Annotated in this window: 21 protein-coding genes and 1 other RNA gene; 13 read left to right on the forward strand and 9 right to left on the reverse strand. The window is 59.6% G+C overall.

All coding sequences use genetic code 11. The annotated features are described in order from the left end of the window. Genes DLM45_RS10385 through DLM45_RS10395 form a run of 3 tightly spaced genes read left to right on the forward strand, consistent with a single transcriptional unit; the run spans position 1 to position 3,484 of the window. On the forward strand, positions 1–1,479 hold the full coding sequence (locus tag DLM45_RS10385; RefSeq protein WP_181337045.1) for a TadA family conjugal transfer-associated ATPase: 1,479 nt from the start codon (positions 1–3) through the stop codon (positions 1,477–1,479). Next, complete coding sequence (locus tag DLM45_RS10390; protein ID WP_181337046.1) at positions 1,472–2,461, forward strand: type II secretion system F family protein; 990 nt, start codon at positions 1,472–1,474, stop codon at positions 2,459–2,461. Before DLM45_RS10385 ends, DLM45_RS10390 begins: the two co-directional genes overlap by 8 nt. 39 nt (positions 2,462–2,500) lie before the next feature. Then, the gene (locus DLM45_RS10395) at positions 2,501–3,484 is read left to right on the forward strand and encodes a type II secretion system F family protein (protein ID WP_181337047.1); all 984 of its coding nucleotides are present in this window, start codon (positions 2,501–2,503) and stop codon (positions 3,482–3,484) included. A 187-nt stretch (positions 3,485–3,671) separates the two neighbouring features. Here the strand turns inward: DLM45_RS10395 and DLM45_RS10400 are convergent, their stop codons facing one another. Next, entirely contained in the window at positions 3,672–4,664 is a 993-nt protein-coding gene (locus DLM45_RS10400) for a tetratricopeptide repeat protein (RefSeq protein ID WP_181337048.1), read from the reverse strand. A 187-nt stretch (positions 4,665–4,851) separates the two neighbouring features. Here DLM45_RS10400 and DLM45_RS10405 point away from each other — a divergent pair, with 187 nt between their 5' ends. Beyond that, on the forward strand, positions 4,852–6,297 hold the full coding sequence (locus tag DLM45_RS10405) for a leucyl aminopeptidase family protein (protein WP_246317298.1): 1,446 nt from the start codon (positions 4,852–4,854) through the stop codon (positions 6,295–6,297). Positions 6,298–6,305: 8 nt separating this feature from the next. Further along, entirely contained in the window at positions 6,306–7,199 is an 894-nt protein-coding gene (locus tag DLM45_RS10410) for a C40 family peptidase (RefSeq protein WP_343062286.1), read from the forward strand. On the opposite strand, the gene DLM45_RS10415 is transcribed toward DLM45_RS10410, so the two are convergent. From DLM45_RS10415 to DLM45_RS10450, 8 genes are all read right to left on the reverse strand, one after another. Further along, positions 7,200–7,664, reverse strand: a complete 465-nt coding sequence (locus tag DLM45_RS10415; RefSeq protein ID WP_181337050.1) for a hypothetical protein — start codon at positions 7,662–7,664, stop codon at positions 7,200–7,202. A gap of 73 nt (positions 7,665–7,737) precedes the next feature. Further along, positions 7,738–8,373, reverse strand: a complete 636-nt coding sequence (locus DLM45_RS10420; protein WP_181337051.1) for a glutathione S-transferase family protein — start codon at positions 8,371–8,373, stop codon at positions 7,738–7,740. A gap of 11 nt (positions 8,374–8,384) precedes the next feature. Next, the gene (locus DLM45_RS10425) at positions 8,385–10,019 is read right to left on the reverse strand and encodes an ABC transporter ATP-binding protein (RefSeq protein ID WP_181337052.1); all 1,635 of its coding nucleotides are present in this window, start codon (positions 10,017–10,019) and stop codon (positions 8,385–8,387) included. 3 nt (positions 10,020–10,022) lie between these two features. Next, entirely contained in the window at positions 10,023–11,240 is a 1,218-nt protein-coding gene (locus tag DLM45_RS10430; protein WP_181337053.1) for an ABC transporter permease, read from the reverse strand. Between the two features lie 3 nt (positions 11,241–11,243). Beyond that, positions 11,244–12,362, reverse strand: coding sequence for a microcin C ABC transporter permease YejB (locus tag DLM45_RS10435; protein ID WP_181337054.1), 1,119 nt, complete (start codon positions 12,360–12,362; stop codon positions 11,244–11,246). Continuing rightward, positions 12,362–14,248, reverse strand: a complete 1,887-nt coding sequence (locus tag DLM45_RS10440) for an extracellular solute-binding protein (RefSeq protein WP_181337055.1) — start codon at positions 14,246–14,248, stop codon at positions 12,362–12,364. Before DLM45_RS10440 ends, DLM45_RS10435 begins: the two co-directional genes overlap by 1 nt. Before the next feature lie 10 nt (positions 14,249–14,258). Beyond that, complete coding sequence (locus tag DLM45_RS10445; protein ID WP_181337056.1) at positions 14,259–16,205, reverse strand: extracellular solute-binding protein; 1,947 nt, start codon at positions 16,203–16,205, stop codon at positions 14,259–14,261. Between the two features lie 141 nt (positions 16,206–16,346). Beyond that, positions 16,347–16,907 carry a c-type cytochrome gene (locus tag DLM45_RS10450; protein WP_181337057.1) on the reverse strand — a complete coding sequence of 187 codons (561 nt, stop codon included), beginning with the start codon at positions 16,905–16,907 and terminating at the stop codon, positions 16,347–16,349. A 187-nt stretch (positions 16,908–17,094) separates the two neighbouring features. Here DLM45_RS10450 and DLM45_RS10455 point away from each other — a divergent pair, with 187 nt between their 5' ends. The 8 genes from DLM45_RS10455 (at position 17,095) to DLM45_RS10490 (ending at position 24,204) form a co-directional block, all read left to right on the forward strand. After that, on the forward strand, positions 17,095–17,841 hold the full coding sequence (locus DLM45_RS10455; protein ID WP_181337058.1) for a 3-deoxy-manno-octulosonate cytidylyltransferase: 747 nt from the start codon (positions 17,095–17,097) through the stop codon (positions 17,839–17,841). Positions 17,842–17,888: 47 nt separating this feature from the next. Continuing rightward, the gene (locus DLM45_RS10460) at positions 17,889–18,794 is read left to right on the forward strand and encodes a prephenate dehydratase (RefSeq protein ID WP_181337059.1); all 906 of its coding nucleotides are present in this window, start codon (positions 17,889–17,891) and stop codon (positions 18,792–18,794) included. A 2-nt stretch (positions 18,795–18,796) separates the two neighbouring features. Next, complete coding sequence (locus tag DLM45_RS10465; protein WP_181337060.1) at positions 18,797–19,549, forward strand: glucose 1-dehydrogenase; 753 nt, start codon at positions 18,797–18,799, stop codon at positions 19,547–19,549. Positions 19,550–19,661: 112 nt separating this feature from the next. Continuing rightward, an RNA gene (gene ffs, locus DLM45_RS10470) (signal recognition particle sRNA small type) lies at positions 19,662–19,752 on the forward strand. Between the two features lie 95 nt (positions 19,753–19,847). Then, on the forward strand, positions 19,848–21,698 hold the full coding sequence (locus tag DLM45_RS10475) for a DNA polymerase III subunit gamma/tau (RefSeq protein ID WP_181337061.1): 1,851 nt from the start codon (positions 19,848–19,850) through the stop codon (positions 21,696–21,698). A 43-nt stretch (positions 21,699–21,741) separates the two neighbouring features. Further along, complete coding sequence (locus DLM45_RS10480) at positions 21,742–22,062, forward strand: YbaB/EbfC family nucleoid-associated protein (protein WP_181337062.1); 321 nt, start codon at positions 21,742–21,744, stop codon at positions 22,060–22,062. A 135-nt stretch (positions 22,063–22,197) separates the two neighbouring features. Next, entirely contained in the window at positions 22,198–22,809 is a 612-nt protein-coding gene (gene recR / locus DLM45_RS10485; protein ID WP_181337063.1) for a recombination mediator RecR, read from the forward strand. Positions 22,810–22,842: 33 nt separating this feature from the next. Next, complete coding sequence (locus tag DLM45_RS10490) at positions 22,843–24,204, forward strand: MATE family efflux transporter (protein WP_181337064.1); 1,362 nt, start codon at positions 22,843–22,845, stop codon at positions 24,202–24,204. The last annotated feature ends 65 nt before the right edge of the window (positions 24,205–24,269 follow it).

A 24,269-nucleotide genomic window follows, 5' to 3' on the forward strand; every position in this document is an offset into this window, starting at 1 on the left:
ATGTTCGGCAGGCGTTCGAACGATCCCGTTACTCCGGTGCGTGTTGGCGTTCCGGTTTCTACACCGAATTCGCCGGCAGCTGTTGCTGAGCCGCGGCAAGCGGCGCCTGCTGCGCCAGCGAAGCAGCCGAAGCCCGAGCCCGTGGAAGAGGTGCGTCGCAAGCATTCTGAAGAGTACTACGACGTTAAAACGACGGTGTTCAACGCGCTGATCGACTCGATCGATCTGACCCAGCTTGCGAAGCTGGATACGACGGCGGCACGCGAAGAAATCCGCGACATCGTTAGCGAGATCATTCAGATCAAGAACGTCGTGATGTCGATCGCTGAGCAGGAAGAACTGCTCGAAGACATCTGCAACGACGTTCTCGGATACGGGCCGCTGGAGCCGCTGCTTTCGCGTGACGACATCGCTGACATCATGGTCAACGGTGCGGGTGCTACGTTTATCGAAGTCAACGGCAAGGTCATCAAGACAAGCGTGCGCTTCGCCGACAATCAGCAGCTGATGAATATCTGTCAGCGAATTGTCAGCCAAGTTGGACGTCGGGTTGATGAATCCAGTCCGATCTGCGACGCGCGTCTTCCTGACGGGTCGCGCGTCAACGTCATTGCGCCGCCGCTTGCGATCGATGGCCCAGCTCTGACGATCCGAAAATTCAAGAAGGATCGCTTGCGCCTCGAGCAGCTCGTCAAGTTCGGGTCGATCACGCCGCAAGCGAAGGTGCTTCTCGAAATCGTTGGCCGTGTGCGCTGCAATGTTATCATTTCGGGCGGCACGGGCTCCGGTAAAACGACGCTGTTGAACTGCCTTACCGGTTCGATCGATCACGACGAGCGCATTATCACATGCGAAGACTCTGCGGAACTTCAGCTGCAACAGCCCCATGTTGTGCGGCTTGAAACACGGCCGCCGAATATCGAAGGGGAAGGTGAGATTCGCATGCGCGATCTCATCAAGAACTGCCTGCGTATGCGACCTGAGCGGATTATCGTCGGTGAGGTCCGCGGACCGGAAGCATTCGATCTTCTGCAGGCGATGAACACGGGCCACGATGGCTCAATGGGTACGCTACACGCGAATAGTCCGCGCGAAGCTCTGAGCCGTCTTGAATCCATGATTATGCAAGGCGGCTATTCGATGCCTGTAAAAACCATACGCGAGATGATCTGCGGGTCTGTCGACCTCATCGTGCAGGCGTCGCGCCTTCGTGATGGTTCGCGAAAGATTACGCACATCACCGAAGTTCTCGGCATGGAAGAGGAAACGGTGACGCTGCAAAATCTGCTCGTTTACGAGGTGACGGGCGAAGATGCGAATGGCAAGCTGATCGGACATCACCGCTCTACAGGTATCGCGCGCCCACGCCTCTGGGAGCGCGCGGAATACTACAACGAGACCGAACGCCTTGCGCGCGCCTTGGCGGAATCGGAAATAATGGACAACAACGGCAATCCTTTAGGCGATCGCAATGGGTGATGGCAGCTTGATTTCCTTGCTGGTGCCGCTCTTCGCGGCGCTTGCGTTTGCCGGCGGTGTTTACGCAATTGCGTTTCCGTACTTTTCCGGGGATCGCCAGAAGGACAAGCGTTTCGAATCTGTTGTCGGTGGCAACCGTCGCACCAGCGGAGTTCTTGGAGAGATCCAGAACAACCGCAAGCGTTCGGTTGCTGAAACGCTGAAGGAGATGGAGGAGCGACAGAAGTCCGACAAGAAAGTGACGATGGGCTTGCGCCTGGAGCGCGCGGGTCTGACGCAAAGCCCGCGTGATTTCTACATCATCAGCGCGACCGTTGGCCTGGTCTTGGCTGGTGTCGCGATGTTCCTGTTAGACGCGCCACTACCCGTTGCGATCGTTGCGCTATTTGTCGGCAGCTTTGGTCTTCCGCGCTGGATTCTCAATCGGATGATACGGCGGCGCCAGGCGAAGTTTACCGCTCAGCTGGCCAACGCGATCGACGTTGTCGTTCGCGGCGTCAAGTCTGGTTTGCCGCTCAACGAATGTTTGCAGGTGATTGCGCGCGAAAGCGGCGAGCCGCTGGCGGGCGAGTTCAAAAATCTCGTTGAGCAGCAGAGGTTGGGTGTGCCGCTCAGCGAGGGACTTGATCGTATGTGCCAAACGATGCCGATTTCGGAGGTGCGCTTTCTTGCAATCGTCATCGGCATTCAGCAGCAGGCGGGCGGCAATCTTTCGGAAGCGCTTTCCAACTTGTCGAGTGTTCTGCGCGACCGCCACATGCTGGCGATGAAGGTCAAGGCCCTTTCTGCTGAAGCGAAAGCTTCGGCCATGGTTTTGGCATCGTTGCCACCAGGCGTGATGTTCATGGTTTTCGTGACGACGCCCGACTACATCATGCCGCTGTTTACAACAACTACGGGCAACTTCTTGTTGGCAGCCGGAGCGATGTGGATGTCGTTCGGCATTCTCATCATGAAGAAGATGATCAACTTTAAATTCTAGACTCGAGCGGCGAATGCGAATGCTACAGGCGGCGCAACAATGAGCGACTTCATCGATATCGTCATGAACCCGCAGTTCATCGTGACGATGCTTGCTGCGCTGTGTGTGTTCGCGACCGTGCTGACCGTTGCCATGCCGATGTTGCAGCGGGATCAGATGAACCGCCGCATGAAGGAAATGGCAATCGAGCGCAGCAAGATGCGTTCGGTGCGCCTTGCGGATATGGCGGCGAAGGAGCGGCAAGGCGCAGGCCGCCTGCGGTATACGTCCAAAGGCTTCATGCAGCGCATCGTTGATGAATTGCGGCTGCGCGAGCGTTTCGATAACGACGAAATCCGCGAGAACTTGAAGCGCGCTGGTTTGCGCGGTGAAGGCAATATCGTGCGCTTCATGTTCTTCCGCGTGGTTGCGCCGATTGCGATGTTCTTCTTTGCGCTGTTCTATTTGTACTTCGTCTACGAGACCGATTACCCGCCGATGATCAACGCCGGTATTGCATTCGGTGCGGGGTTTCTCGGCTTTTACGTGCCGAATATGTTCATCTCGAACCGTGTGCAGAAGCGCCAACAATCGATCCAGCAGGCGTTTCCCGACGCGCTCGATATGCTTTTGATCTGCGTGCAGTCGGGCATGTCGGTCGAGGCGGCATTTGGTAAAGTTGGCAAAGAAATCGCACCGCAGTCGATCGAGCTTGCCGAAGAAATGACGCTGACAACGGCGGAACTTTCGTATCTGCAGGACCGTCGGCAGGCTTACGATAATCTCGCAAAGCGCACAGGTCTGCCGGGCGTGAAGGGCGTTGCAACGGCGCTGGCTCAGGCTGAACGCTACGGTACGCCGGTAGGCCAGGCGCTTCGGACGATGGCCAAGGAGAACCGCGAAATTCGTCAATCGGAAGCGGAACGCAAGGCCGCCGCGTTGCCGCCGAAGCTGACGGTGCCGATGATCGTCTTCTTTCTGCCGGTGCTGTTTATCGTCATTCTTGGACCAGCGGCGATGAGCTACATGGCTCTCGATAAATAAGCGCGCTGCCGCGCATAGGTATGGTGTTGCGTTGAGCCCCGACCGGTTGATCCGGCCGGGGCTTTTCTTGTTTGGCCGGGAGCGCGAGGTTTCGTCAGTGAGATCAGCTTCGGTTGCACAAAGCAAAACGCCTCCGAAGAACGGAGGCGTTGAAATTGCGTTGTGACCTTCGAGAGTGCGGTTTCAATCAGAAGCCGCGGCTGCTGCCAGCGGCAGGCACCGGATCGGAAAGACTTGTCGTCTCCCAGAGGCTCGGAGACGCGGGCAACGGTTTTACGGCGGTTGCCAACTGAACTTCGGCAGCGCGCGGCTGTGGCGGGGTTTCGGCGCGTGCAACGGAAGTTTGAGCCGCGAAGCTCTTGGCGTCCGGCATCTCCGTCTTTGCATCGAGGCGAACCATCTGCTTCAGGTAGCTGGCGTTTGCTGAAGCGACGTCTGTTTGCAGAACGCTGGATGCGATCGATTTCGATTCCTCATAACGCCCCTGCAGGCCGAGGACCAGCGCGAGGTTCTCGCGGACTTTCGGCGTGGCCCCTTGCGTGGTTGAAGCCTGGCGGAGGATCTGCTCGGCCGTCTTCGGATCGCCCATCATTGCGTGAGCCATCGCGAGGTTGCTCATAACCGACGGGTTGTCGGGCGCGATCGTAAGGGCGCGTTCGTAATAGGGGATCGCTTCGCCGTATTTGCCTTGCTTCGCCAAAACGGTTCCGCGCGCCGAGACGACGCGCCAATCAGGCTTCGTCGGATCATCGGCTGCTGCGAGAAGCTGGCTCGCGACGTTCACCTGATCGAGTTCCAGCGCAAGGCGTCCGTATTCGCCTGCGAGCTGGGGATCGTTGCCGTGAATCGTGCTTGCCTGCTGCAGCACGGTGAGCGCTTTACGCTTTTCGCCGAGCGCTTTCAGGTTTTTCGCGTAATTGATCGCGGGCTGAACTTCGGTCGGCTTCTTGGCGTATTCCGCGCCCCAGTAGGTGGTCGCGCGCTGCAGTTCCGTTTGCGGCGTTTTGGGCTCGCTTTCGGTCGGCGCGGGCGTTTCAGACTTCAGCGCGACCTGCTTTAGGAGGTCCGGCGAAGCCGAACAGGCGCTCAGCATCAGTGCGGCGGTTACGCTGGCGAGAACGCCAAACGGGGGCGCTTTGCGGTATGCTAAGGCAGCGAAATTGGGGCGCGCGGTGCGCATTGGGGTCGTCTCCGTGGCGGGGATTCGCGGTCCAACGCCAGCGAATCTTTGAGCGTCAGTTTCCGGGGCACGCGTCAACAAACGCTTAAGGTTCTGCTCCCGGTCGTGATAGCTGATGCAACTCAGCCCTTACGCCGCGAGCCACCGGCTTGCGGCGATGGGCGGACTCCGTGTTGGATGGAGAGATATGAAGCGAGCGATGGGTGCGATGGTTCAAACTACTGCTTGGTCGGTTCGGGATGTTTTCGAGATGGGGGCCGGGGAGCCCTCGGATATTCCGGTTTATCTTTCACGTTCGTCCGATCCGGATGCGCTTGCCGGGCTCGATGCGCGCCAGCGGGCGTGGCTCGGCGCGCAAAAGTTTTCAGGAGCGGCCAAGCGGCATGTGTTGATCCCGAATGCGGACGGCGGAATCGGCGCCGTTGTCTTCGGGCTGGGTGACGGTCAGCAGGGTGAGCCGAGCGGACCGTCGGAACTTGCCATGGGGCTGCTCGCGCAGGCGTTACCAAGCGGCGTCTACGCGCTGGCGACGGAAACGTCGGACCGTGAAGCTGCGTTGCTGGGCTGGGCGCTCGGTGCGTATGCTTTCAAACGCTATCGTGCGCAGAAGAATGGGAACGCGAAGCCTGCCAGACTCCGTTTCGATGGCGCGGATGCGGAGCGGATCATTTCCACGGCGGAAGGCATCTGGTTCGGCCGCGATCTCATCAACACGCCTGCATCCGATATGGGTCCAGCGGAGATCGAAGACGCTGTGCGTGAGTTGGCGGAGCGGCATGGCGCGAGGGTTACGTCCGTTGTCGGCGATGCACTTCTCGAACAGAACTATCCGCTCATTCACGCTGTTGGGCGCGCCAGCCCAAGGCCGCCGCGATTGATCGATTTGACGTGGGGCTCGAAGGACGCGCGGAAAATCACGCTTGTTGGCAAGGGCATCAGCTTCGACACCGGCGGTCTCGATGTGAAGCCGGCGAGCGGCATGCTGCTGATGAAGAAGGACATGGGCGGAGCAGCAACAGCGCTTGCCGTTGCGCATATGATCATGTCCGAAAAGCTCGATTGCCGGCTGCGTGTGTTGATCCCATCGGCGGAGAATTCCATCGGCGGGGATGCGTTCCGTCCCGGAGATGTGCTGGCAAGCCGCGGCGGCCTTTCCGTCGAGATTGGTAATACGGATGCTGAGGGTCGCCTAGTTCTGGCGGATGCGCTGGCGCTGGCGGACAGCGAAGAGCCGGAGAGCATTTTTGTTTTCGCGACGCTAACGGGCGCGGCGCGAAGTGCGCTTGGTCCCGACCTTCCCGCGTTCTTCACCGACGATGAAGGTTTGGCCGCGGAGTTGCCGCCGCTTGCCGCCGCGATTGGCGATCCCGTGTGGCGTATGCCGCTCTGGGATGGATACAATCGGCATCTCGACAGCAGCGTTGCGGATATCAACAACGTATGGGAGTCGCCGTTTGCCGGTGCGATTACTGCGGCGCTGTTTCTGAAACGGTTTGTTAGCAAGGCCCGGCGTTTCGCCCATTTCGATCTTTATGGCTGGCGCCCGGCGCCGCGTCCGCTTGGGCCGAAAGGCGGTGAGCCTCAAAGCGCGCGGGCCGTGATCGCGCAATTGCGACGGGAGCTTCAGGCGTGAGTCCCAAGGTGAATAAACCTCCGCCGCGCGCGCTCGACCCGCGGCGCAATGTTTTCCGGCCCGATCTTGCTTCGAAGGCCCTCGAAGGGGCAGTCAAGGCCGAGCGATATGTGACGGGCGAGGCGGGAACGGTTGTTCGTGCCGCTGTTCCGCTGCGCAAAGCTCCTGATGCCGCGCGGGCATTCGAGACGGAAGCGCTCTTCTGTGAGCCGGTTACGATCTACGACGAGCAAGGCGGCTGGGCCTGGGTGCAGCTTGGCCGTGATGGTTACGTTGGCTATCTGCCTGCCGATACGGTGCGGCGCGGTACCGTTCGGCCGACGCATCGTGTGCAGACGCTCGGTACGTTCGTCTATCGTGCGCCAGATATCAAATCTCCGCCGATCATGCATCTCGCGCTCAATGCGTATCTGGCCGCGGAGTCTGGCGACGAGCATTTTCTCAAACTGGAAAACGGCGGCTTTGTCTTCACGCGGCACGCTGCGCCAGTCGAGCGATATGCGCGTGATTTCGTTGAGATCGCAGAGCGCTTTATCGGTACGCCCTATCTTTGGGGTGGGCGCACGCATGTTGGCATCGATTGTTCCGGCCTCGTCCAGACGTCGCTCCTTGCAGCCGGACATACGGCGCCCAGGGATAGCGATATGCAGCAGTTGGAGCTTGGCGAGTCGGTTGCGGTTTCCGGAGATTTCGAGGGCCTGACGCGCGGCGATCTCGTGTTCTGGAAGGGGCACGTCGGTATCATGATCGATGCCGTGCTTATGGTTCACGCGAATTCGCACCATATGCTGGTGGCGCTCGAACCATTACCGGAGGCTGCGCTGCGCATTGGGAAGGCTGTGGGGCCGATCGTTGCCGTGAAGCGGCTGTCTGACCATTCCAAGCGCGTTCTGCTGGCCTGATTAGCGTTCGTAGGCAAGAAAGCGGTGAGCGGTGCGCTCTTCAGAGTCGAGCAGTACGTCGAGATTCTGCGGAACGATGCGGCGCTGGCCGATCCAGTCTCGGTTGTCGCCAAGCGAAACGCGCATCTCGACCATGAGAAGAACTTTCGTCAGCGCGTTCAGCGTTTCGATGCGTTCGACGTTTCCAACCCTGACGGCGCGGGCGAGGCGCGGGAACAGGTCGAAGTGTTCGATTGGGAGATCGGAATGGCGTTCGCCCGCAAGCTCGAGCGTGAACGTCTGGTTGGCGCTCAGCATCAGAGCGAACGGACACGCCCCCGAAAAATGCGGCACCACCTCGATGCGCCAGTAACGCGGTGAGGCACCGATGTCGATGTCGGCGCAGTGGCGCGTGGTTTCGGCCCAGGTTTCGAGTTCGACCAGAGTGCTTTCGAGGCGCTCACGGAAGACGTCATCTGGCAGCATCGTGTGTTCCTGCATCAGCGGCTTGGATGTCGGAGAATAGCCGATCTGCCGATTGCGGGAAGAGGTGACAATTTCAGGATGCGAGCGCCTTTGCCAGCTCTTCGTCTTTCGCGAGTGCGCTCTTGAATGCCGGGCGGCTCGTCATGCGTTCGATATAGCTTGAGAACTCAGGTTTCTCGGGGAGAAGCTTGAACATCGTCAGGTATCGCACGGCGGAGCCGATGACGACATCGGCGGCGGAGAAGCGGTCGCCCAGAACATAGGGGCCGTTGCCAATGGCGGCGGCGAGAGCGTTCACCGTATCGTCGTATGAGCCGTATCCAAGCGCCGATGACGGAAACCCGGCAGGCGTGTTGCGCGCTTTGTCCATAACGGCAGGTTCGATCGCAGCGTGATTGAAGACGATCCAACGCAGGTAGGTGCCGCGTGCGGGATCGGTGACCTCTGGCGCGAGCTTCGCATCGGAATAGAGATCGGCAAGGAAGATCGCGATCGCGCCGACTTCGGTTACGGGCGTTCCGTCTGCGGTTACCGTCGGCACCTTTCCCATCGGGTTGATGGCAAGGAACTCGGCCGATTTGTGCTCGCCCTTTTTCATGTTGAGCACTTTGAGGTCGTGCGGCGGCGAGCCCAGTTCTTCAAAGAGCCAGCGGATCGTGAACGAGCGGGTATTTGGCGCGTGGTAGTGGACGATTTTCGGAAGTGCCATGGGCGTCTCCCTCAGGTTGCGAGCGCGGCCCGGTGGGCGACGCGGATATCGAGCGCTGCTGCGAGGAGCGCCTTCGTATAGTCGTCCGTCGGATGCTCGAATATTTCGCGCGCGGGGCCTTCTTCGACGACCTTACCGTTGCGCATGACGATGACGTAGTTACAAAGCGCGCGGACGACGCGAAGATCGTGGCTGATGAAGAGGTATGCCAAGCCGTGCTTGTTCTGAAGGCTGCGAAGCAGATCTACGATCTGCGCCTGCACGCTCATGTCGAGGGCGCTCGTCGGTTCGTCGAGCATGACGAACTTCGGCTTTAGCACCATGGCGCGTGCGATGGCGATGCGTTGGCGCTGGCCGCCGGAAAACTCGTGCGGGTAGCGATCCTGCGCGTTCGGATCGAGGCCGACCTCAGTCAAAGCAGCGCTGACGCGTTCGCGCCGCTGCTCATCATCGAGTTCGGGGTTCTGAATCAGCAGGCCTTCTTCGATGATCTGGCCGACCGTCAGCCGCGGCGACAGCGAGCCGTAGGGATCTTGAAAGACGATCTGCATTTCCTTACGCAGCGGACGCATCTGCTTGTTGGTCAAGCCGTCGATGCGTTTGCCGACATAGGCGATGGGGCCTTCGGATGAGAGCAGCCGGAGGATCGCGAGGCCGAGGGTGGTCTTGCCGGAACCGGATTCACCGACGACGCCCAGCGTTTCGCCAGCCCTGAGTTTTAGCGACAGGCCATCAACGGCTTTGACGTGATCGACCGTCTTCTGAAGCCAGCCCTTCTTGATCGGAAACCAGACCTTGAGATTGTCTGTTTCTACGATGACGGGCCGTGTGTCGTCGGTGGAGGGCGGCATGCCTTTCGGTTCGGCAGCGAGGAGGTGGCGCGTGTAGGGGTGCTTCGGCGCGGTGAACACGTCTTCCGCCGGGCCCGTCTCAACGATTTCGCCGTTCTGCATGACGTAAACGCGATCTGCCATGCGCCGCACGATGCCGAGGTCGTGCGTGATGAGCAGCATCGCCATGCCCATCTCTTTCTGCAGAACCTTCAGGAGCTCGAGGATCTGCGCCTGAATCGTGACGTCGAGTGCGGTGGTCGGTTCGTCAGCGATCAGGAGGTCGGGTTCGTTGGCGAGAGCGATGGCGATCATCACGCGCTGACGCTGGCCGCCGGAGAGTTGGTGCGGATAGGCGCTCAGGCGCTTCTCGGGATCGCGGATGCCGACCTTGCTCAGAAGCTCGATGACGCGGGCGCGGGTGTCTTTGTCAGATAATTTTTGGTGCAGCTTGATGATCTCGCCAACCTGCACCTCGATGGTGTGCAGTGGATTGAGCGTCGTCATCGGCTCCTGGAAGATGATCGAGATGCGGCGTCCGCGGATGGCGCGGAGTTGGGCTTCGTTGGCCTTCAGGATGTCCTTGCCTTCGAACAGGATCTCGCCCGACGGATGTGAGGCGGAGTTCGGCAGAAGGCGCAGGATCGACATGGCAGAAACGGTTTTGCCCGATCCCGACTCGCCGACGAGAGCCACAGTTTCTCCCTTGCCGACGTTGAAGGACACGTTCTTGACGACCGTAACCGCGTCCGCGCCGTGTCCGAAAGCAACGGAGAGGTTTTGAACGTCGACGAGTGGGGCGGTGTTTTCGGACATCGTCTAGTTCTGCCTGAAGGTTTTGCGGGGATCGAGCGCGTCGCGGACCGCTTCGCCGATGAAGATCGCGAGCGACAAGATAATCGAGACCGCGACGAAGCCCGATATTCCGAGCCATGGTGCTTCGAGGTGTTTCTTGCCTTGCAGCAGAAGCTCGCCGAGCGATGGCGAGCCGGGCGGCATGCCGAGGCCCAGGAAGTCCAGTGCGGTCAGCGCGGCGATGCCGCCGGACAGCTTGAACGGCAAGAACGTGAGCGTGGCGATCATTGCGTTCGGCAGCAGGTGCTTGAACATGATCTGCCAGTCGGAAAGGCCAAGCGCGCGTGCGGCTCGGACATATTCCAGATTGCGGCCGCGCAGAAATTCCGCGCGCACAAGTCCGACGAGAGACGTCCAGCTGAAGACAAGCAGAATGCCGAGCAGCGTCCAGAAGCCCGGTATGAACAGCGATGAGATAATCAGCAGCACGAACAGTTCCGGAATCGAGTTCCAGATTTCGAGTACGCGCTGGAAGATCAGGTCCACCTTGCCGCCGAAGTAGCCTTGCACCGCGCCAGCGAGCACGCCGAGCGCGGACGATATGACCGTCAAGATCAGGCCGAACAGCACGGAGATGCGGAAGCCATAGATGATACGCGCGACGACATCGCGGCCCTGGTTGTCGAGCCCCAGCCAGTTGGTGTTTCCGAGCTGGCGATAGCGGGCGACCTGATCGGCAGGCGCTTCGCAAAGCTTCATTGAGGATGCCCACGGAGGCGGTGCGGGATAGCCGAGGCAGATGCCGTTGTCGCCGATGCGGCCAGGGTAATCCTTGTTGATCGTGTCGTAGGAATATCGGATCGGCGGCCAGAGCATCCAGCCGTTTGCGTTGATCTCGTTTTGGATGTCGGGCGTACGGTAGTCAGTGATGGCAAGAAAGCCGCCGAACTTTTCTTCCGGATAGTCGACCAGAACGGGGAACAGGATCTCGCCCTTGTAGCTGGCAAGGAGGGGGCGATCATTGGCGATGAATTCGGCGAACAGCGTCACCAGGAAGAGCGCCATGAAAACCTGGAACGAGCGGTAACCGAGCTTGTGCGCTTTGAAGCGTTCGAGACGGCGCCGGTTAACAGGCGACAGCGTGAAGCGGCGGCGGAACCGCTGCCAGCGAGAGCGTTGGGGTGCTGGCGGAGCCGTCGTTCCCGCTGTGGTTTCGATGCGTTCTTCGGTCTTCTGATCCATGGCTCAGACCTCACGCGTTTCGAAGTCAATGCGCGGATCGACGAGCGTGTAGACGAAATCCGAGAGGATGCCGACGAACAGACCAACGAGCGAGAAGATATAGAGCGAAGCGAAGACGACCGGGTAATCGCGTTTCTCGATACTCTCGAACGACAGCAGGCCGAGACCGTCGAGCGAGAAGATTGTTTCGATTAGCAGCGCGCCGGAGAAGAACGCGCTGATGAAGGCCGCGGGAAATCCGGAGATCACGAGCAGCATGGCGTTGCGGAACACGTGTCCGTAGAGCACCTGATTTTCCGTCAAGCCCTTGGCGCGTGCGGCGACGACGTATTGCTTGCGGATTTCATCGAGGAACGAGTTCTTCGTCAGGAACGTCATGGCGGTGAATGAGCCGATTGCCATTGCGATGATCGGCAGCGTCAAGTGCCAGAGGTAGTCGGTGATCTTGCCGAACGTCGAAAGCTGATCCCAGTTGTCTGAGAACAGTCCGCGCGACGGGAACCACTGGAAGAACGACGATCCTGCGAACAAAATCAGCAGTAGCACCGCGAACAGGAAGCCGGGAATTGCGTAACCAATGACGAGGACGGCGCTGCTCCAAGTGTCGAATGGCTCGCCGTCGCGCACGGCTTTGCGAATGCCGAGCGGGATCGAGATCAGGTACGTCAGTAGCGTCATCCATATGCCGAGCGAGATGGAGACGGGCAGCTTCTCTTTTATGAGCTGCAGCACGGAGACGTCGCGGAAATAGCTTTTGCCGAAATCGAAGGTGATGAAGTTCTTCATCATCAGGAAGAAGCGTTCGTGCGCGGGCTTATCGAAGCCGAACTGCTTTTCGAGGCTTTTGATGAATGCCGGGTCGAGGCCCTGCGCGCCGCGATATTTCGAGGTGATGTTGTCTGCTCCGGCGCCAAGCTGTGCGCCGGTCGCGCCGCCGCCCAAAGCATCGCCCCCGCCGCCGCCCATCCGATTGAGCAGCGAGGAGGAATGTCCGGTCAGTTCCGCGATCATCCGTTCGACCGGGCCGCCCGGCGCGAACTGAATGATGATGAAAGAAAAGAGCATGATGCCGAACAGCGTCGGGATGACGAGCAGCAGGCGTTTCAGGAGATAGCTGGCCATCAGGGCTTTGCCGTCTGTTCTTTGGGCTGAGTTTCAGGCGATCCGGATTTCAGAGCTTCGGCTTTCTTCGCGTCGAACCACCAGGTGTCGAGAATGCCGGCATCATACTTGGGCTGCACGGCCGGAAACGAGTATTTGTTCCAGTAGGCCACCGAATACGATCCTTTGTACCAGTGCGGAACCCAATAATGTCCGGCACGCAGAACGCGGTCGATCGCGTGCGTGGCGGTGACGAGTTCAGCCCGAGATTTCGCGGCGACGACTTTGTCGATCAATGCGTCGATGACTGGATCGGAAATTCCGGCGAGGTTGAAGGAGCCGTCGGTCTTCGCCGCTTCCGAACTCCAATAGGAGCGCATTTCGATGCCGGGTGTGAGGCGAAGCGAATAGCGCTGCGTCGTGGCGTCGAAGTCAAACGATTTCACCCGGCGTTCGTATTGGCTTGGATCGACGACGCGGAACGAGGCGTTCACGCCGATGCGGCGCAAATTTTCGACGTAGGGAACGGTGATGCGTTCGAACATCTCTTCGAATTCGATGAACTCGACGTTGAGCGTTTCGCCTTTGTCGTTGCGCAGCATGTTGCCTGCGCCGGGCTTCCATCCGGCCGAGATCAGAAGGTCGCGCGCGGCCTTCAGATTCGCGCGATTGTTGCCGCTGCCGTCCGTCACGGGTGACGTGTAAGGCTGGCCGAAGACTTCCGGCGAGAGTTTGTCTTTGAACGGCTCAACCAGCGCGAGTTCTTCCGGCGTCGGCGGCGCGGTTGCCATCATGTCCGAGTTCTGGAAGTAGCTGGCGGTGCGTTTGTAGAGCCCGTAAAACAGCTTCTTGTTCGACCATTCGAAATCAAAGACGAGATCGAAAGCGGCGCGAACGCGCGGGTCTTTGAATTGGTCGCGCCGGGTGTTGAGGAAGTATCCTTGCGCGCCGGAAGGGCGCTGGTCCGGCAGGATGGCTTTGATCAGGCGGCCTTCCTTCACGGCTGGAATGTTGTAGCCCGTCGCCCAGGAGACGCTGCCGAATTCCTCGCGCAGGTCGAGCTGGCCGGATTTGATCGCTTCGAGCGCGATGTTGCGATCGCGGTAATAGTCATACCGGATTTGATCGAAGTTGAAGCGGCCGCGATTGACCGGGAGATCCTTCGCCCAGTAATCGGCGCGGCGCTCGTACTGGATGTACGTGCCCGGCTTGAAATCCTTGATGATGTAGGGGCCGGAGCCGAGCGGCGGTTTCAGCGACGTCTCGTCGAACGGCTGGCTCGAATAGAACGCCTTCGAAAACACGGGCAGTTGCGCGACGGTCGTTGGGAGGTCGCGGATCAGTTCGCCGGTGAAGGTATACTTCACCGTTTCGGGATCGAGCGCTTCGGCAGAGGTGACATCGCGCAACGTGATCGAGACAGCCGGATGGCCTTTTTCCTTCAGAACGTTGAAGGAATAGACGACATCATCTGCGGTGACCGGAGTGCCGTCCGAGAACTTTGCTTCAGGGCGAAGTTTGAATGTGACGGACATGCCGTCAGGCGCGACGTCGGCGGATTTTGCGATCAGACCGTAGACGGCATCCGGCTCATCCATCGCGCGGACCATCAGGGAGTCGAACAGGGATTCAAGGCCCTGCGCGGCATCGCCTTTGAGAATGTACTGGTTGAGGGTGTCGAACGTATTCGCGCCGCCTGTTCCCATCGTGTTGAGGCGGCCGCCTTTCGGCGCATCGGGATTGACGTAGTCGAAATGCTTGAAGTCCGCCGGGTATTTCAACTCTCCGAAGACGGAAAGGCCATGGCGCGGCTCAGCCGAAGCAGCTGGAGCGAATGCGAGTGAGACCGCGAGCGCAAGCAGCGCGGAGCAGCCGATGCGAATGCTTGCGAGATTTCGCGCTTTCATGTGCACGGGACTACTTCGCTCTTGCAGCTTCGATGGTTTTTGCCTTGTCGGCATCGTACCACCAGGTCTGTAGGGGCCCGGCCGTTTGCGACGGTTGCTTGTCGGGCCGTCCGAAAATATCCCAATAAGCGAGACGCTCAAATGGATAGTGCCACTGGGGTACGACGTAGTAATTCCAGAGGAGAACACGATCCAGCGCGTGCGTTGCGGCGACCAATTCCGCGCGGTCTGTTGCGAAGACGACCTTGTCGATCAGCTTGTCGATCGCGGGGTTCTTGATGCCGGCCGTATTGCGGCTCGCATCTTTGTCGGCCGCAGCCGAGCCCCAGAAATCGCGCTGCTCATTTCCGGGAGAATCGGACTGGGCGAAGTTGTCGATGATGATATCGAAATCGCGTTTGTCTTCGCGCTGCTTGTACTGGGAGCTGTCGACAACGCGAACGCTGGCTTTAATGCCGAGGGCTTCAAGCCCTTTGATGTAAGGCATGACGATGCGTTCGAACGTGTCGCCGTCCAGCAAGAATTCAACGGTCATGCGTTCGCCGTCGGCGTTGCGGAGCGCGCGTGCGGTGGATGCGGAGCCAAGGCCGATCGTTTGCTTGAACCTGCAGAACCAGCCGCAGTTTGGATCGTTGACCGGTTCGCTTGAAATTTTCCAACCGGCTTCCTCGAAGAGCTTCAACGCTTGCTGCTGGTGCTTGCGGTAGTCGCCTTCAGCAGCATTCACCGGGTTGGCCCAGGGTGTCGTGAAGACTTCCGGCGGAATTTCGGATTTGACCTCGTTCAGGATTTCCAGCTCGCGTCCTTGCGGCAAGCCACCTTCCTGCAGTTCGGAATTTTCGAAGAAGCTGCCGACGCGCTTGTAGAGTCCGTAAAACAGTTTGCTGTTCGTCTCTTCGAAGTTGAATAGCAAATTGAACGCCTGGCGGACGCGCGGATCCTGGAACTGCTTGCGCCGCAGATTGAAGACGAATGCTTGCATCGGCGCGACGCGTTTGATGGGGAACGCTTCCTTCTTGACGTACCCCTTCTTCAAGGCGTCGAAATTGTACTGCGTTGCCCAGGCCGCGGCCTGGTTTTCCGGCCAGATGTCGATCGAGCCGGTTTTGAAATCTTCGAATGCGGGCGTGCGGTCGCGATAGTACGTGTATTCGATCGTATCGAAGTTCATCTGGCCGCGCATGACCGGCAGATCTTTGGCCCAGTAATTGGGATCGCGCTCGTAGACGATCTTGCGGCTCGTATCGACGGACTTGATCTTGTACGCACCGGAGCCAAGCGGCGGCTCAACCGTTGTGGTGGAGAGATCGCGCTGCCTGCCGGACGCGTCTTTCCCTTCCCAGTAGTGCTTTGGCAGAATGTTGAGCTGACTGACGATCAACGGGAGTTCACGATTGCCCTTGGAATCGAATGTGAACTTTACTTCGTGGTCGCCGGTCTTTTCGGCTTTGACGACGTTCTTGTAGTAGAAGCCGTAAAACGGATTGATTTTCTTCGCTTCGTCGAAGGAGAAGATCACGTCTTCCGGAGTTACCGGCTGGCCGTCCTGAAATTTCGCTTCGGGGCGCAGCTTGAACGTGACCGAAGAAAAATCATCCGGATAGGATGCGCATTCGGCAATCAGTCCGTATTGCGTCGACGGTTCATCCAAGCTCGACGTGAACAGTTCTTCGAAGATGAGTCCCAGTCCGAGCGCCTTCACGCCTTTGTCGGAAACGGGATTCAGCGTGTCGAATGTGCCGTTCGCCCATTGGCGTAATCTTCCGCCTTTCGGAGCATCAGGATTGACCCAATCAAAGTTTTTGAAATCGGCGCCGAACTTCGGCTCGCCAATGAGAGAGATCGAGTGGCGGCATTTCTCTCCGTCCGTACTGGTCGTATCGGCGAAAGCGAAGCTTGGGCAGATCGAAATCAGCGCCGTCGCGAGAACGGTTAACTGCGAGAGGCGCATGCGCATGTTCGATCCCTATGCTGTTATCCCAGCGACAAGCTTAGCACGGCGCCGCGGTGGGAGGACAACTCCATCTCAATAGAAAACGACCCCGCCGAAGGTCGGCAGGGTCGCAAAAATAGGGGCGTATAGCGAGTTAACTTGCTGTCATTTCGGCAGCGGAACGGGCGTATCTGCAAGCGTTGCAAGATAGGCGATCACGTCTGCCTCATCGTTGGGCGTCGGCAGGCCGCTGAAGACCATTTTTGTGCCTGGAATGTATGTCTTCGGCTTGTGGAGGAAGTGAGCCAGCTCTTCGAATGACCAATCGCCACCCTTGGCTTTCATAGCTGCCGAATAATTAAATCCTGGAAAGGACGCCTTCGGACGATTCACGACGTCCCAGAGGTTTGGTCCGACTGTCGGTGCCTTGCCTTTTTCCGATACGTGGCAGCCCTGACATTTCTTGAAGATGGCTTTGCCGTTGTCGGCGTTTGCTTTCGGCAGCAGCGCGAGAACCTCCGGCGTTTCGTCTTTGTCTACCGGTGCAGCCTCAGCCGCGCCTTCGGCGGGTGCTGCGCCTTCAGCAGGTGCGGGAGCGGGCAGCTCAAAACCCGGCTTCTCGTGCGAATGGCCGACGTTCATCTCGATGATGGTTTTGGTGCCGAAGATCAGCAGCAGTGCGCAGAGCACCGAGCCAGCGATTTTCGTGAACTCGAATTGGTCCATGTGTGCGCTCCGCGTGTCGGCCAGCTGAAGAGTTGGGCGTACAGGCCGCTCAAATCACTCGTGACGGGATTATTGGGAGGTATATAAGCTCACATCCGGCATGCAAGCGCGCAAACACCCTGATGCCGCGCAAACTCGCGAGACAGTTTGTCACCGATCCTCCTCATAATCCCGATAAAATGGTCTTATGTCCCACGAAACTTTGGCAGAAGCTTTGATTGTCATACCGGCGCGAATGAGCGCCAGCCGTTTGCCTGGAAAGCCGCTCGCGGAGATCCATGGGGAGCCGATGATCGTGCACGTCTGGCGTCGCGCGGTTTCGGCGAATGCGGGGCGTGTGGTTGTCGCCACCGATAGCAATGCAATCGCCGAGGCCGTCAAAGCTGCCGGAGGCGAAGCGGTGCTCACGCGCGAGGATCATGCCTCGGGCTCAGACCGCGTGTATGAGGCGGTTTCTACGATCGACCCCGCGCGTAAGGTCGCGATTATCGTCAACCTGCAAGGTGATCTGCCGACGCTCGACGGTAAGCTAGTGCAGAGCTGCGTGGCTCCGCTGAAGGATGCGCGGGTCGACATCGCCACGCTTGCGGCTGTCATATCGAACGACGAAGAGCGGACGAACCCGAACGTCGTGAAGGTGGTTGGCACGCCGGTTTCGCCGGGCCGGCTGAGGGCGCTCTATTTCACGCGTGCCACGGCGCCCCACGGTGACGGCCCCCTCTATCATCACATCGGCATCTATGCTTACCGCCGGGAGAGCCTGGAACGGTTTGTGGGCCTGCCGCCCTCAGCCCTTGAAACGCGGGAAAAGCTCGAGCAATTGCGCGCTTTGGAGGCGGAGATGCGGATCGACGTCGCGATCGTTGACACCGTTCCCCTCGGTGTCGATACTCCGGCCGACCTCGCGCGAGCCCGCCAGCTTCTCGCGCCCTGACTCCGCGTAGTTTCAGCAACACAATCGACCCGAGACGCCGCATCCTCATGCCTGACACCCTGTCCGCCTCTCCGCCGAAGATTTCCTATCAGGGAGAGCCCGGCGCGAATTCTCATCTCGCGGCGCGCGAAGCCCATCCCGAACTCGAAGCCATCGCCTATCCGACATTCGAGGATGCGATCTTGGCGGTGAAGTCTGGAGAGGCGCGGTATGGGATGATCCCGATCGAGAACTCGGTCGCGGGGCGGGTGGCGGACATTCATCACCTGTTGCCGAATGCCGGTCTCTACATCGTAGGGGAGCACTTTCTGCGCGTGCGCCATCAACTGATGGCGAAGGAGGGCGCGAGCCTTTCCGCGATCAAGCGCGCGATGAGCCATACGCAAGCGCTCGGCCAGTGCCGCTCGACGCTGCGCAAGCTCGGTATTACGCCGGTGCCGGAGGCTGATACCGCAGGCTCCGCGCGGCTTGTTGCTGAAGGTGACGATCTCACCACGGCGGCCATCGCATCGCGCCTCGCAGCAGAAATCTATGGTCTGAAAATTCTCAAGAGCGACATGGAAGACGAAACGCATAACACCACGCGTTTCGTCATTCTTGCGAAAGATCCGGACGACGCCGAGCCCGGCGACGGTCCGGTGATGACGACGTTTGTGTTCCGCGTTCGCAACGTTCCGGCGGCGCTTTACAAGGCCCTTGGTGGCTTTGCGACCAACGGCGTCAACATGACGAAGCTCGAAAGCTATCAGCAGGAGGGCACGTTCAATGCGACGATGTTCTTTGCCGATATCGAAGGACATCCGGTTGATCGTTCCGTGCAGCTTGCGCTGGAGGAGTTATCGTTCTTCTCCACGGAAGTGACGATCCTCGGCACGTACGAAGCGAGCCCGTTCCGGCGCGAGGCGGCGGAACTGGCAGCGAGCGGGCAAATTCCGTTGCCGCGGTCGGTCTAGTCATGCGGCTTCAGGGTAAGGTTGCGATCGTCACTGGCGCTGCGTCCGGGTTTGGGCTCGGCATTGCCGAGTTGTTTCTCGCAGAGGGCGCGAACGTCGTTTTTGCCGACGTAAATGGGCCAGCCGCCGAAGCGCAAGCGGCGCGGGCGGATGCCGGGCGGGCTATCGCAACGGCAACCGACGTGACGAAGCGCGATGACGTCGAGCGTATGATCGCATCGGCTACGGACGCGTTCGGCGGTGTCGACATTCTCGTCAACAATGCGGGCGTGACGCATAAGAACCAATCGCTGATGACGGTCACGGAAGATGAGTTCGACCGGATCTACGCTGTCAACGTGAAATCGATCTATCTGACGACGCTTGCCGTCGTGCCGATGATGGAAAAGCGCGGCGGCGGGTCGATTATCGTGACGGCTTCGACGGCGGGCATCCGTCCGCGTCCGGGGCTGACCTGGTATAACGGGTCCAAGGGAGCGGCGATCACGCTGACCAAGTCGATGGCGGCGGAGCTGGCGCCGAAGAATATCCGCGTCAACGCGATCAATCCGGTGATCGGCGAGACCGGGATGCTGGAGCAGTTCATGGGGCTATCCGATACGCCAGAGAACCGCGCCAAGTTCGTTGCCGGGATACCCCTCGGGCGCATGTCGAAGCCCGTCGATATCGCCAATGCCGCGCTGTTCTTCGCCGATCCGGCGAGCGCTTTCATCACGGGCGTGGCAATGGAAGTTGACGGCGGGCGCTGCATTTAGCCCGCTTCGAATACGGCGACGTATTGTCCTAACGTGGAGCCCATTCGTCCGCCTTCCCGGCCAGAGTTCGGGTTGTACTTTTCAGCGCGCCAGCCCATTATAAGGCCGGGAGGTTGGCGGCGGACGCATTCGTCGCCAACCGGGTCAGGTCCGGAAGGAAGCAGCCCTAACGATCAGAATCGGGTCGTTCGCCAGCCTCCTTTATTCGCTCACGGGCCAACGGCCCTCTGCGGGGGCGCGGCTTGCCGCGGGTCGCCTTGCTCCATCGCCCTCCGGGCGTCAATTTTGCTCAGGGCATATGGCGAAGAAAACAACACCAACTGATACCGGCCGCTCTGAGAGTTCTGAGCCCGCGAAGCCGTATGTCGTGCTGGCGCGCAAGTATCGGCCGCAGACGTTCGACGATCTGATCGGCCAATCGGCAATGGTGACGACTCTGCGGAATGCGTTTGCCTCCGGCCGGATCGCGCAGGGGTATATGCTGACCGGCGTGCGCGGCATCGGCAAGACGACGACGGCGCGAATTCTTGCGCGTGCGCTCAACTATGAAGCGCCGGGCTATGACAAGCCGACAATTGATATGCCGCCTGGTCCCGAAGGGTTCGGCGCGCATTGCAAAGAGATCATGGAAGGCCGGCATCCGGACGTTCTGGAGATCGACGCGGCCTCGCATACCGGCGTCGATAACATTCGCGAGCTGACCGAAAGTGCGCAGTACACGCCGATGGTCGCGCGCACCAAAGTCTACATCATCGACGAAGTTCACATGCTGTCGAAAGGCGCGTTCAACGCGCTGCTGAAGACGCTGGAAGAGCCGCCTGCCCACGTGCGATTCATTTTTGCGACGACGGAAATCCGCAAAGTTCCGGTGACCGTTCTGTCTCGTTGCCAGCGGTTCGATCTTAGACGCGTCGATCAGCCGGTGCTGGCTGAGCATTTTGCCAAGATCACCGCGAGCGAAGGCGGCACGGCAGATGCGGACGCTCTACAACTCATCGCCCGCGCCGCGCAGGGATCGGTGCGTGACGGCCTTTCCATTCTCGATCAGGCGATCGCAATGGGTGAAGGCCACGTCGGCGCGTCGGCAGTTCGCGACATGCTGGGCCTTGCCGACCGGACGCGGATTTTTGAACTCGCAGAGGCTTTGTTCCGTGGTGACGCGGCGGCGGCGCTTGCGCTGTTCTCCGCTCTCCATCGAGACGGCGCCGGCGCAAATGAAGTCATCGGGGATCTTGCCGAGACGGTTCACGCGATTGCGCGCGTGAAGGCAGTTGGCGAAGAGCCTGCCAGCGAAGGCATGACGACGGAAGAAAAGCGGCGCTGTAGCGATCTCGCAAGTCGCCTATCGATGCCGTATCTGTCGCGCGCGTGGCAAATGCTCATCAAGGGACTGGAAGACGTCAACCGCGCGCCGAATCCCGACGTTGCGGTCGAGATGGTTTTAATCCGGATTGCGTACACGTCCGATTTGCCGACGCCGGACGAACTGGTTCGCGGTCTTGGCGGTGGCGCACAGCCTGCGCGCCGGCCTGCGTTGCAGCCGTCATCGGGTTCTGGCGAAGAGCGGCAAGCTCCGCCGGTTATCAACCAAGCGCGTACCGGTGCGCGGGCCGAGGCGGATGACAATTCGGACGCAGCGGACGATTTCGATTTCGATACTGGCGACGAAGGATATTTCGACGACGGGTCCAGCGATAGCGATTTGCAGGAGGGCGGTGGTACGTCGCTCCCGGGAATCGCGAACCCGCGCAGCTTCGCGGAGGTTGTGGCGCTCGCCAAAGAAAAACGCGACGTGAAGCTGACGATCCAACTGGAAGATGACGTCAGCCTCGTGAAGTTCGACGCGGCGGCGGGTTCAATCGATCTGTTTCTACTTCCGGCTGCTCCGCCGGAACTCGCGAACGATCTGCGTGAGAAGCTCAATCTTTGGACCGGCCGGCGCTGGGTCGTCGTGCTGTCGAAAGAGCAGGGGCAGCCCGCGATCGGCGCCGTAAAGCGGGCGCGCGAGGCGGCGGAACATGAGGAACTAAAATCGCATCCGGCCGTTCGGGCCGTGCTCGAGGCTTTCCCCGATGCGAAGATGGAGATCAAATCGATAGTCGGAAGCGAGATGTTTCGAGGCGATGACAAGGAAAGCGAAGCTGGCTGATGTCTGTCGCTGACATCGCCCCGTGCTTGGTACAGAGGACCATATGAAAGATCTGATGGGAATGATGAAGCAGGTTGGGCAGATGCAGGCCCGCCTGAAAGAAGTGCAGGAGGAACTCGAGCGCTCCGAGATTGAGGGGCAGTCGGGTGGCGGACTCGTGCATTTGACCGTTGACGGCAAAGGCGTGGTGCGGCGCGTGCGCATCGATCCAAGTCTGATGAAGCCGGACGAAGTCGAGATTCTCGAAGACCTGATCGTTGCGGCGGCGGCGGACGCGCGGCAAAAATCCGATAGTGAGATGCAAGCCAAGATGGCCGAGATCACTGGCGGCTTACCCTTGCCTCCCGGCATGAAACTGTTTTAGGCGAGGACGTTCGTCCGCCGGTTGGCTGACGCGTTCGCCCCGAGTTCTGTCCTGCACTGCATTATCGTGGGGTTTGCCGTACGTGCGTGGCGGATCGAATCTCGTCACGAACGCCGTTCCTTCGAAAGCTGAGAGATGTCGCGCAAAATCGCAGGGCCGGAAATCGAACGGCTCGTCCAAATCCTGGCTCGTTTACCGGGGCTTGGACCGCGTTCGGCGCGCAAAGCGGTGCTGGCTCTTCTCAAGCGGCGTAACGATCTGCTGATCCCCCTTTCGGACGCGTTGCAGCAGGCGGTCGACAAGATTTCCGAGTGTCCGACGTGCGGAAACCTGGATACCGTTTCTCCTTGCAGCATCTGCAACGATCCGAGGCGCGATGATAGTTTGATCGTCGTGGTCGAGGAGGTTGGCGATCTCTGGGCTCTGGAACGGGCGAACGTCGTTTCGTCTCGCTACCATGTTCTTGGCGGTCACTTGTCGCCTCTCGACGGCGTGGGGCCTGCTCAGTTGAACATCGCAAACCTCATTGCGCGCGCGGCTGCGCCGGAAGTGAAAGAGATCATCCTGGCGCTCAACGCGACGGTCGAAGGCCAATCGACGGCGCATTATATTTCCGATCAGTTGGCGCAGGCGACCGTAACCGTTTCACGTCTAGCTCATGGAGTTCCGATCGGCGGGGAACTCGACTATCTCGATGACGGAACGCTTGCTGCGGCCTTCAAAGCGCGTCGCAATCTTTCGTCGTAAGCGCGTCAAAGCGATACCTCAGGACCAAAGTTTATGACGAACGAAGGTGTTGGGCGTCGCTTGGCGGAAGCTCCGAGGTTTGTGACCGGGTCACTGCTCAGGCACATTTTGCTCATGACTGGCGCGGGTGCTGTCGGGCTGATGGCGATTTTCGCGGGTGACCTCGCCAACATCTACTTCCTATCGCAGCTTGGTGACGAAGCGATCGTCGCGGCCGTTGGCTACGCCAGTTCTATTCTGTTTCTCGCGACGTCTATCGGTATCGGACTTTCGATTGCGGCAACGGCACTCGTATCTCCGGCGCTGGGTGCGGGTCGGCGGATACGCGCGCGTCGCCTCTCTGCGAATTGCCACGTCATCGCGTTCATCGTCGGATCCATTTCGGCGCTGGCGTTGTGGCTGGTGATCGAGCCGCTATTGGAGTTGCTCGGCGCGCGCGGCCGGACGTTGGATCTCGCGGCCGTTTATCTCCGAATTCTTGTGCCGACGTTGCCGGTTCTGGCGTTGGCGATGACGTCTGCGGCGGTGCTGCGGTCAGTCGGAGACGCCCGCAGGGCGATGTTCGTGACCCTGTTCGGCGCCGTCGTGAACACGATCCTTGATCTCGTGGTGATCGTTTATCTCGGTTATGGCATCGAGGGGGCAGCGGTGTCCTCGCTGTTGGCCCGGCTCGTGATGATGGGCATCGGGTTTCACGGCGTTATCCGCGTTCACAATTTGAGCGGACGTTCGAAGATTTCAACATTGCGCCAGGATGCGCCGCCGTTTCTCAGTATCGCCGGACCTGCCGTGCTCACCAACGTCGCGCCCGCGGTTGCAAACGGGTACGTTACATATGCGATTGCCGCATATGGCGATCCGGCGGTTGCGGCATGGGCGATCGTCGGGCGTCTGGTGCCCGTTGCGTTCGGCGCGATCTATGCGCTCTCAGGAACGATCGGCCCAATTCTTGGGCAGAATTTCGGAGCGCGCGCGCCGGACAGGCTTCGCGACGCTTTCACATTGGCGCTGCTCACAATGACGGCGTTCACGGTGGTGGCTTGGCTCGGGCTTTCCATTTTTGCCGAAGGCGTTGCCAGGCTTTTCCATGCCAAGGACGAAGCTCACGATTTGATTGTTTTTTTCTGCCGTTGGCTGTCGCCGTTCTTCGTATTCATGGGGGCGCTTTTTGTTTCCAACGCCGCGTTCAATACGCTCGGGCGGCCGCATTTTTCGACGTTACTGAATTGGGGACGTGCTACGATCGGCACGGTTCCTTTCGTTCTTATAGGCGGACACTATTTCCAGGCGCTTGGTGTGCTCGCCGGGAATATGGCCGGTGGCATCGCGTTCGGTCTTATTGCGACCATATCGGGCTACCAACTCATCGCCCGTATTGGGAAAAGCTTCAGATAGGTCGACTTCGGTACTATTGTGCGACCCGTCGCAGCGGCACGTAGGGGGATAGCGCCTTTGACTTG

The organism is Hyphomicrobium methylovorum, assembly GCF_013626205.1.
In the GTDB taxonomy this organism is placed as follows: domain Bacteria; phylum Pseudomonadota; class Alphaproteobacteria; order Rhizobiales; family Hyphomicrobiaceae; genus Hyphomicrobium_B; species Hyphomicrobium_B methylovorum.

Bases quoted from the DNA above. Each gene is read 5' to 3' on its own strand.
- DLM45_RS10385 (WP_181337045.1), top strand. From the start codon at position 1: ATGTTCGGCAGGCGTTCGAACGATCCCGTTACTCCGGTGCGTGTTGGC.
- DLM45_RS10390 (WP_181337046.1), top strand. From the start codon at position 1,472: ATGGGTGATGGCAGCTTGATTTCCTTGCTGGTGCCGCTCTTCGCGGCG.
- DLM45_RS10395 (WP_181337047.1), top strand. From the start codon at position 2,501: ATGAGCGACTTCATCGATATCGTCATGAACCCGCAGTTCATCGTGACG.
- DLM45_RS10400 (WP_181337048.1), bottom strand. From the start codon at position 4,664: ATGCGCACCGCGCGCCCCAATTTCGCTGCCTTAGCATACCGCAAAGCG.
- DLM45_RS10405 (WP_246317298.1), top strand. From the start codon at position 4,852: ATGAAGCGAGCGATGGGTGCGATGGTTCAAACTACTGCTTGGTCGGTT.
- DLM45_RS10415 (WP_181337050.1), bottom strand. From the start codon at position 7,664: ATGCTGCCAGATGACGTCTTCCGTGAGCGCCTCGAAAGCACTCTGGTC.
- DLM45_RS10420 (WP_181337051.1), bottom strand. From the start codon at position 8,373: ATGGCACTTCCGAAAATCGTCCACTACCACGCGCCAAATACCCGCTCG.
- DLM45_RS10425 (WP_181337052.1), bottom strand. From the start codon at position 10,019: ATGTCCGAAAACACCGCCCCACTCGTCGACGTTCAAAACCTCTCCGTT.
- DLM45_RS10430 (WP_181337053.1), bottom strand. From the start codon at position 11,240: ATGGATCAGAAGACCGAAGAACGCATCGAAACCACAGCGGGAACGACG.
- DLM45_RS10435 (WP_181337054.1), bottom strand. From the start codon at position 12,362: ATGGCCAGCTATCTCCTGAAACGCCTGCTGCTCGTCATCCCGACGCTG.
- DLM45_RS10440 (WP_181337055.1), bottom strand. From the start codon at position 14,248: ATGAAAGCGCGAAATCTCGCAAGCATTCGCATCGGCTGCTCCGCGCTG.
- DLM45_RS10445 (WP_181337056.1), bottom strand. From the start codon at position 16,205: ATGCGCATGCGCCTCTCGCAGTTAACCGTTCTCGCGACGGCGCTGATT.
- DLM45_RS10450 (WP_181337057.1), bottom strand. From the start codon at position 16,907: ATGGACCAATTCGAGTTCACGAAAATCGCTGGCTCGGTGCTCTGCGCA.
- DLM45_RS10455 (WP_181337058.1), top strand. From the start codon at position 17,095: ATGTCCCACGAAACTTTGGCAGAAGCTTTGATTGTCATACCGGCGCGA.
- DLM45_RS10460 (WP_181337059.1), top strand. From the start codon at position 17,889: ATGCCTGACACCCTGTCCGCCTCTCCGCCGAAGATTTCCTATCAGGGA.
- DLM45_RS10465 (WP_181337060.1), top strand. From the start codon at position 18,797: ATGCGGCTTCAGGGTAAGGTTGCGATCGTCACTGGCGCTGCGTCCGGG.
- DLM45_RS10475 (WP_181337061.1), top strand. From the start codon at position 19,848: ATGGCGAAGAAAACAACACCAACTGATACCGGCCGCTCTGAGAGTTCT.
- DLM45_RS10480 (WP_181337062.1), top strand. From the start codon at position 21,742: ATGAAAGATCTGATGGGAATGATGAAGCAGGTTGGGCAGATGCAGGCC.
- recR (WP_181337063.1), top strand. From the start codon at position 22,198: ATGTCGCGCAAAATCGCAGGGCCGGAAATCGAACGGCTCGTCCAAATC.
- DLM45_RS10490 (WP_181337064.1), top strand. From the start codon at position 22,843: ATGACGAACGAAGGTGTTGGGCGTCGCTTGGCGGAAGCTCCGAGGTTT.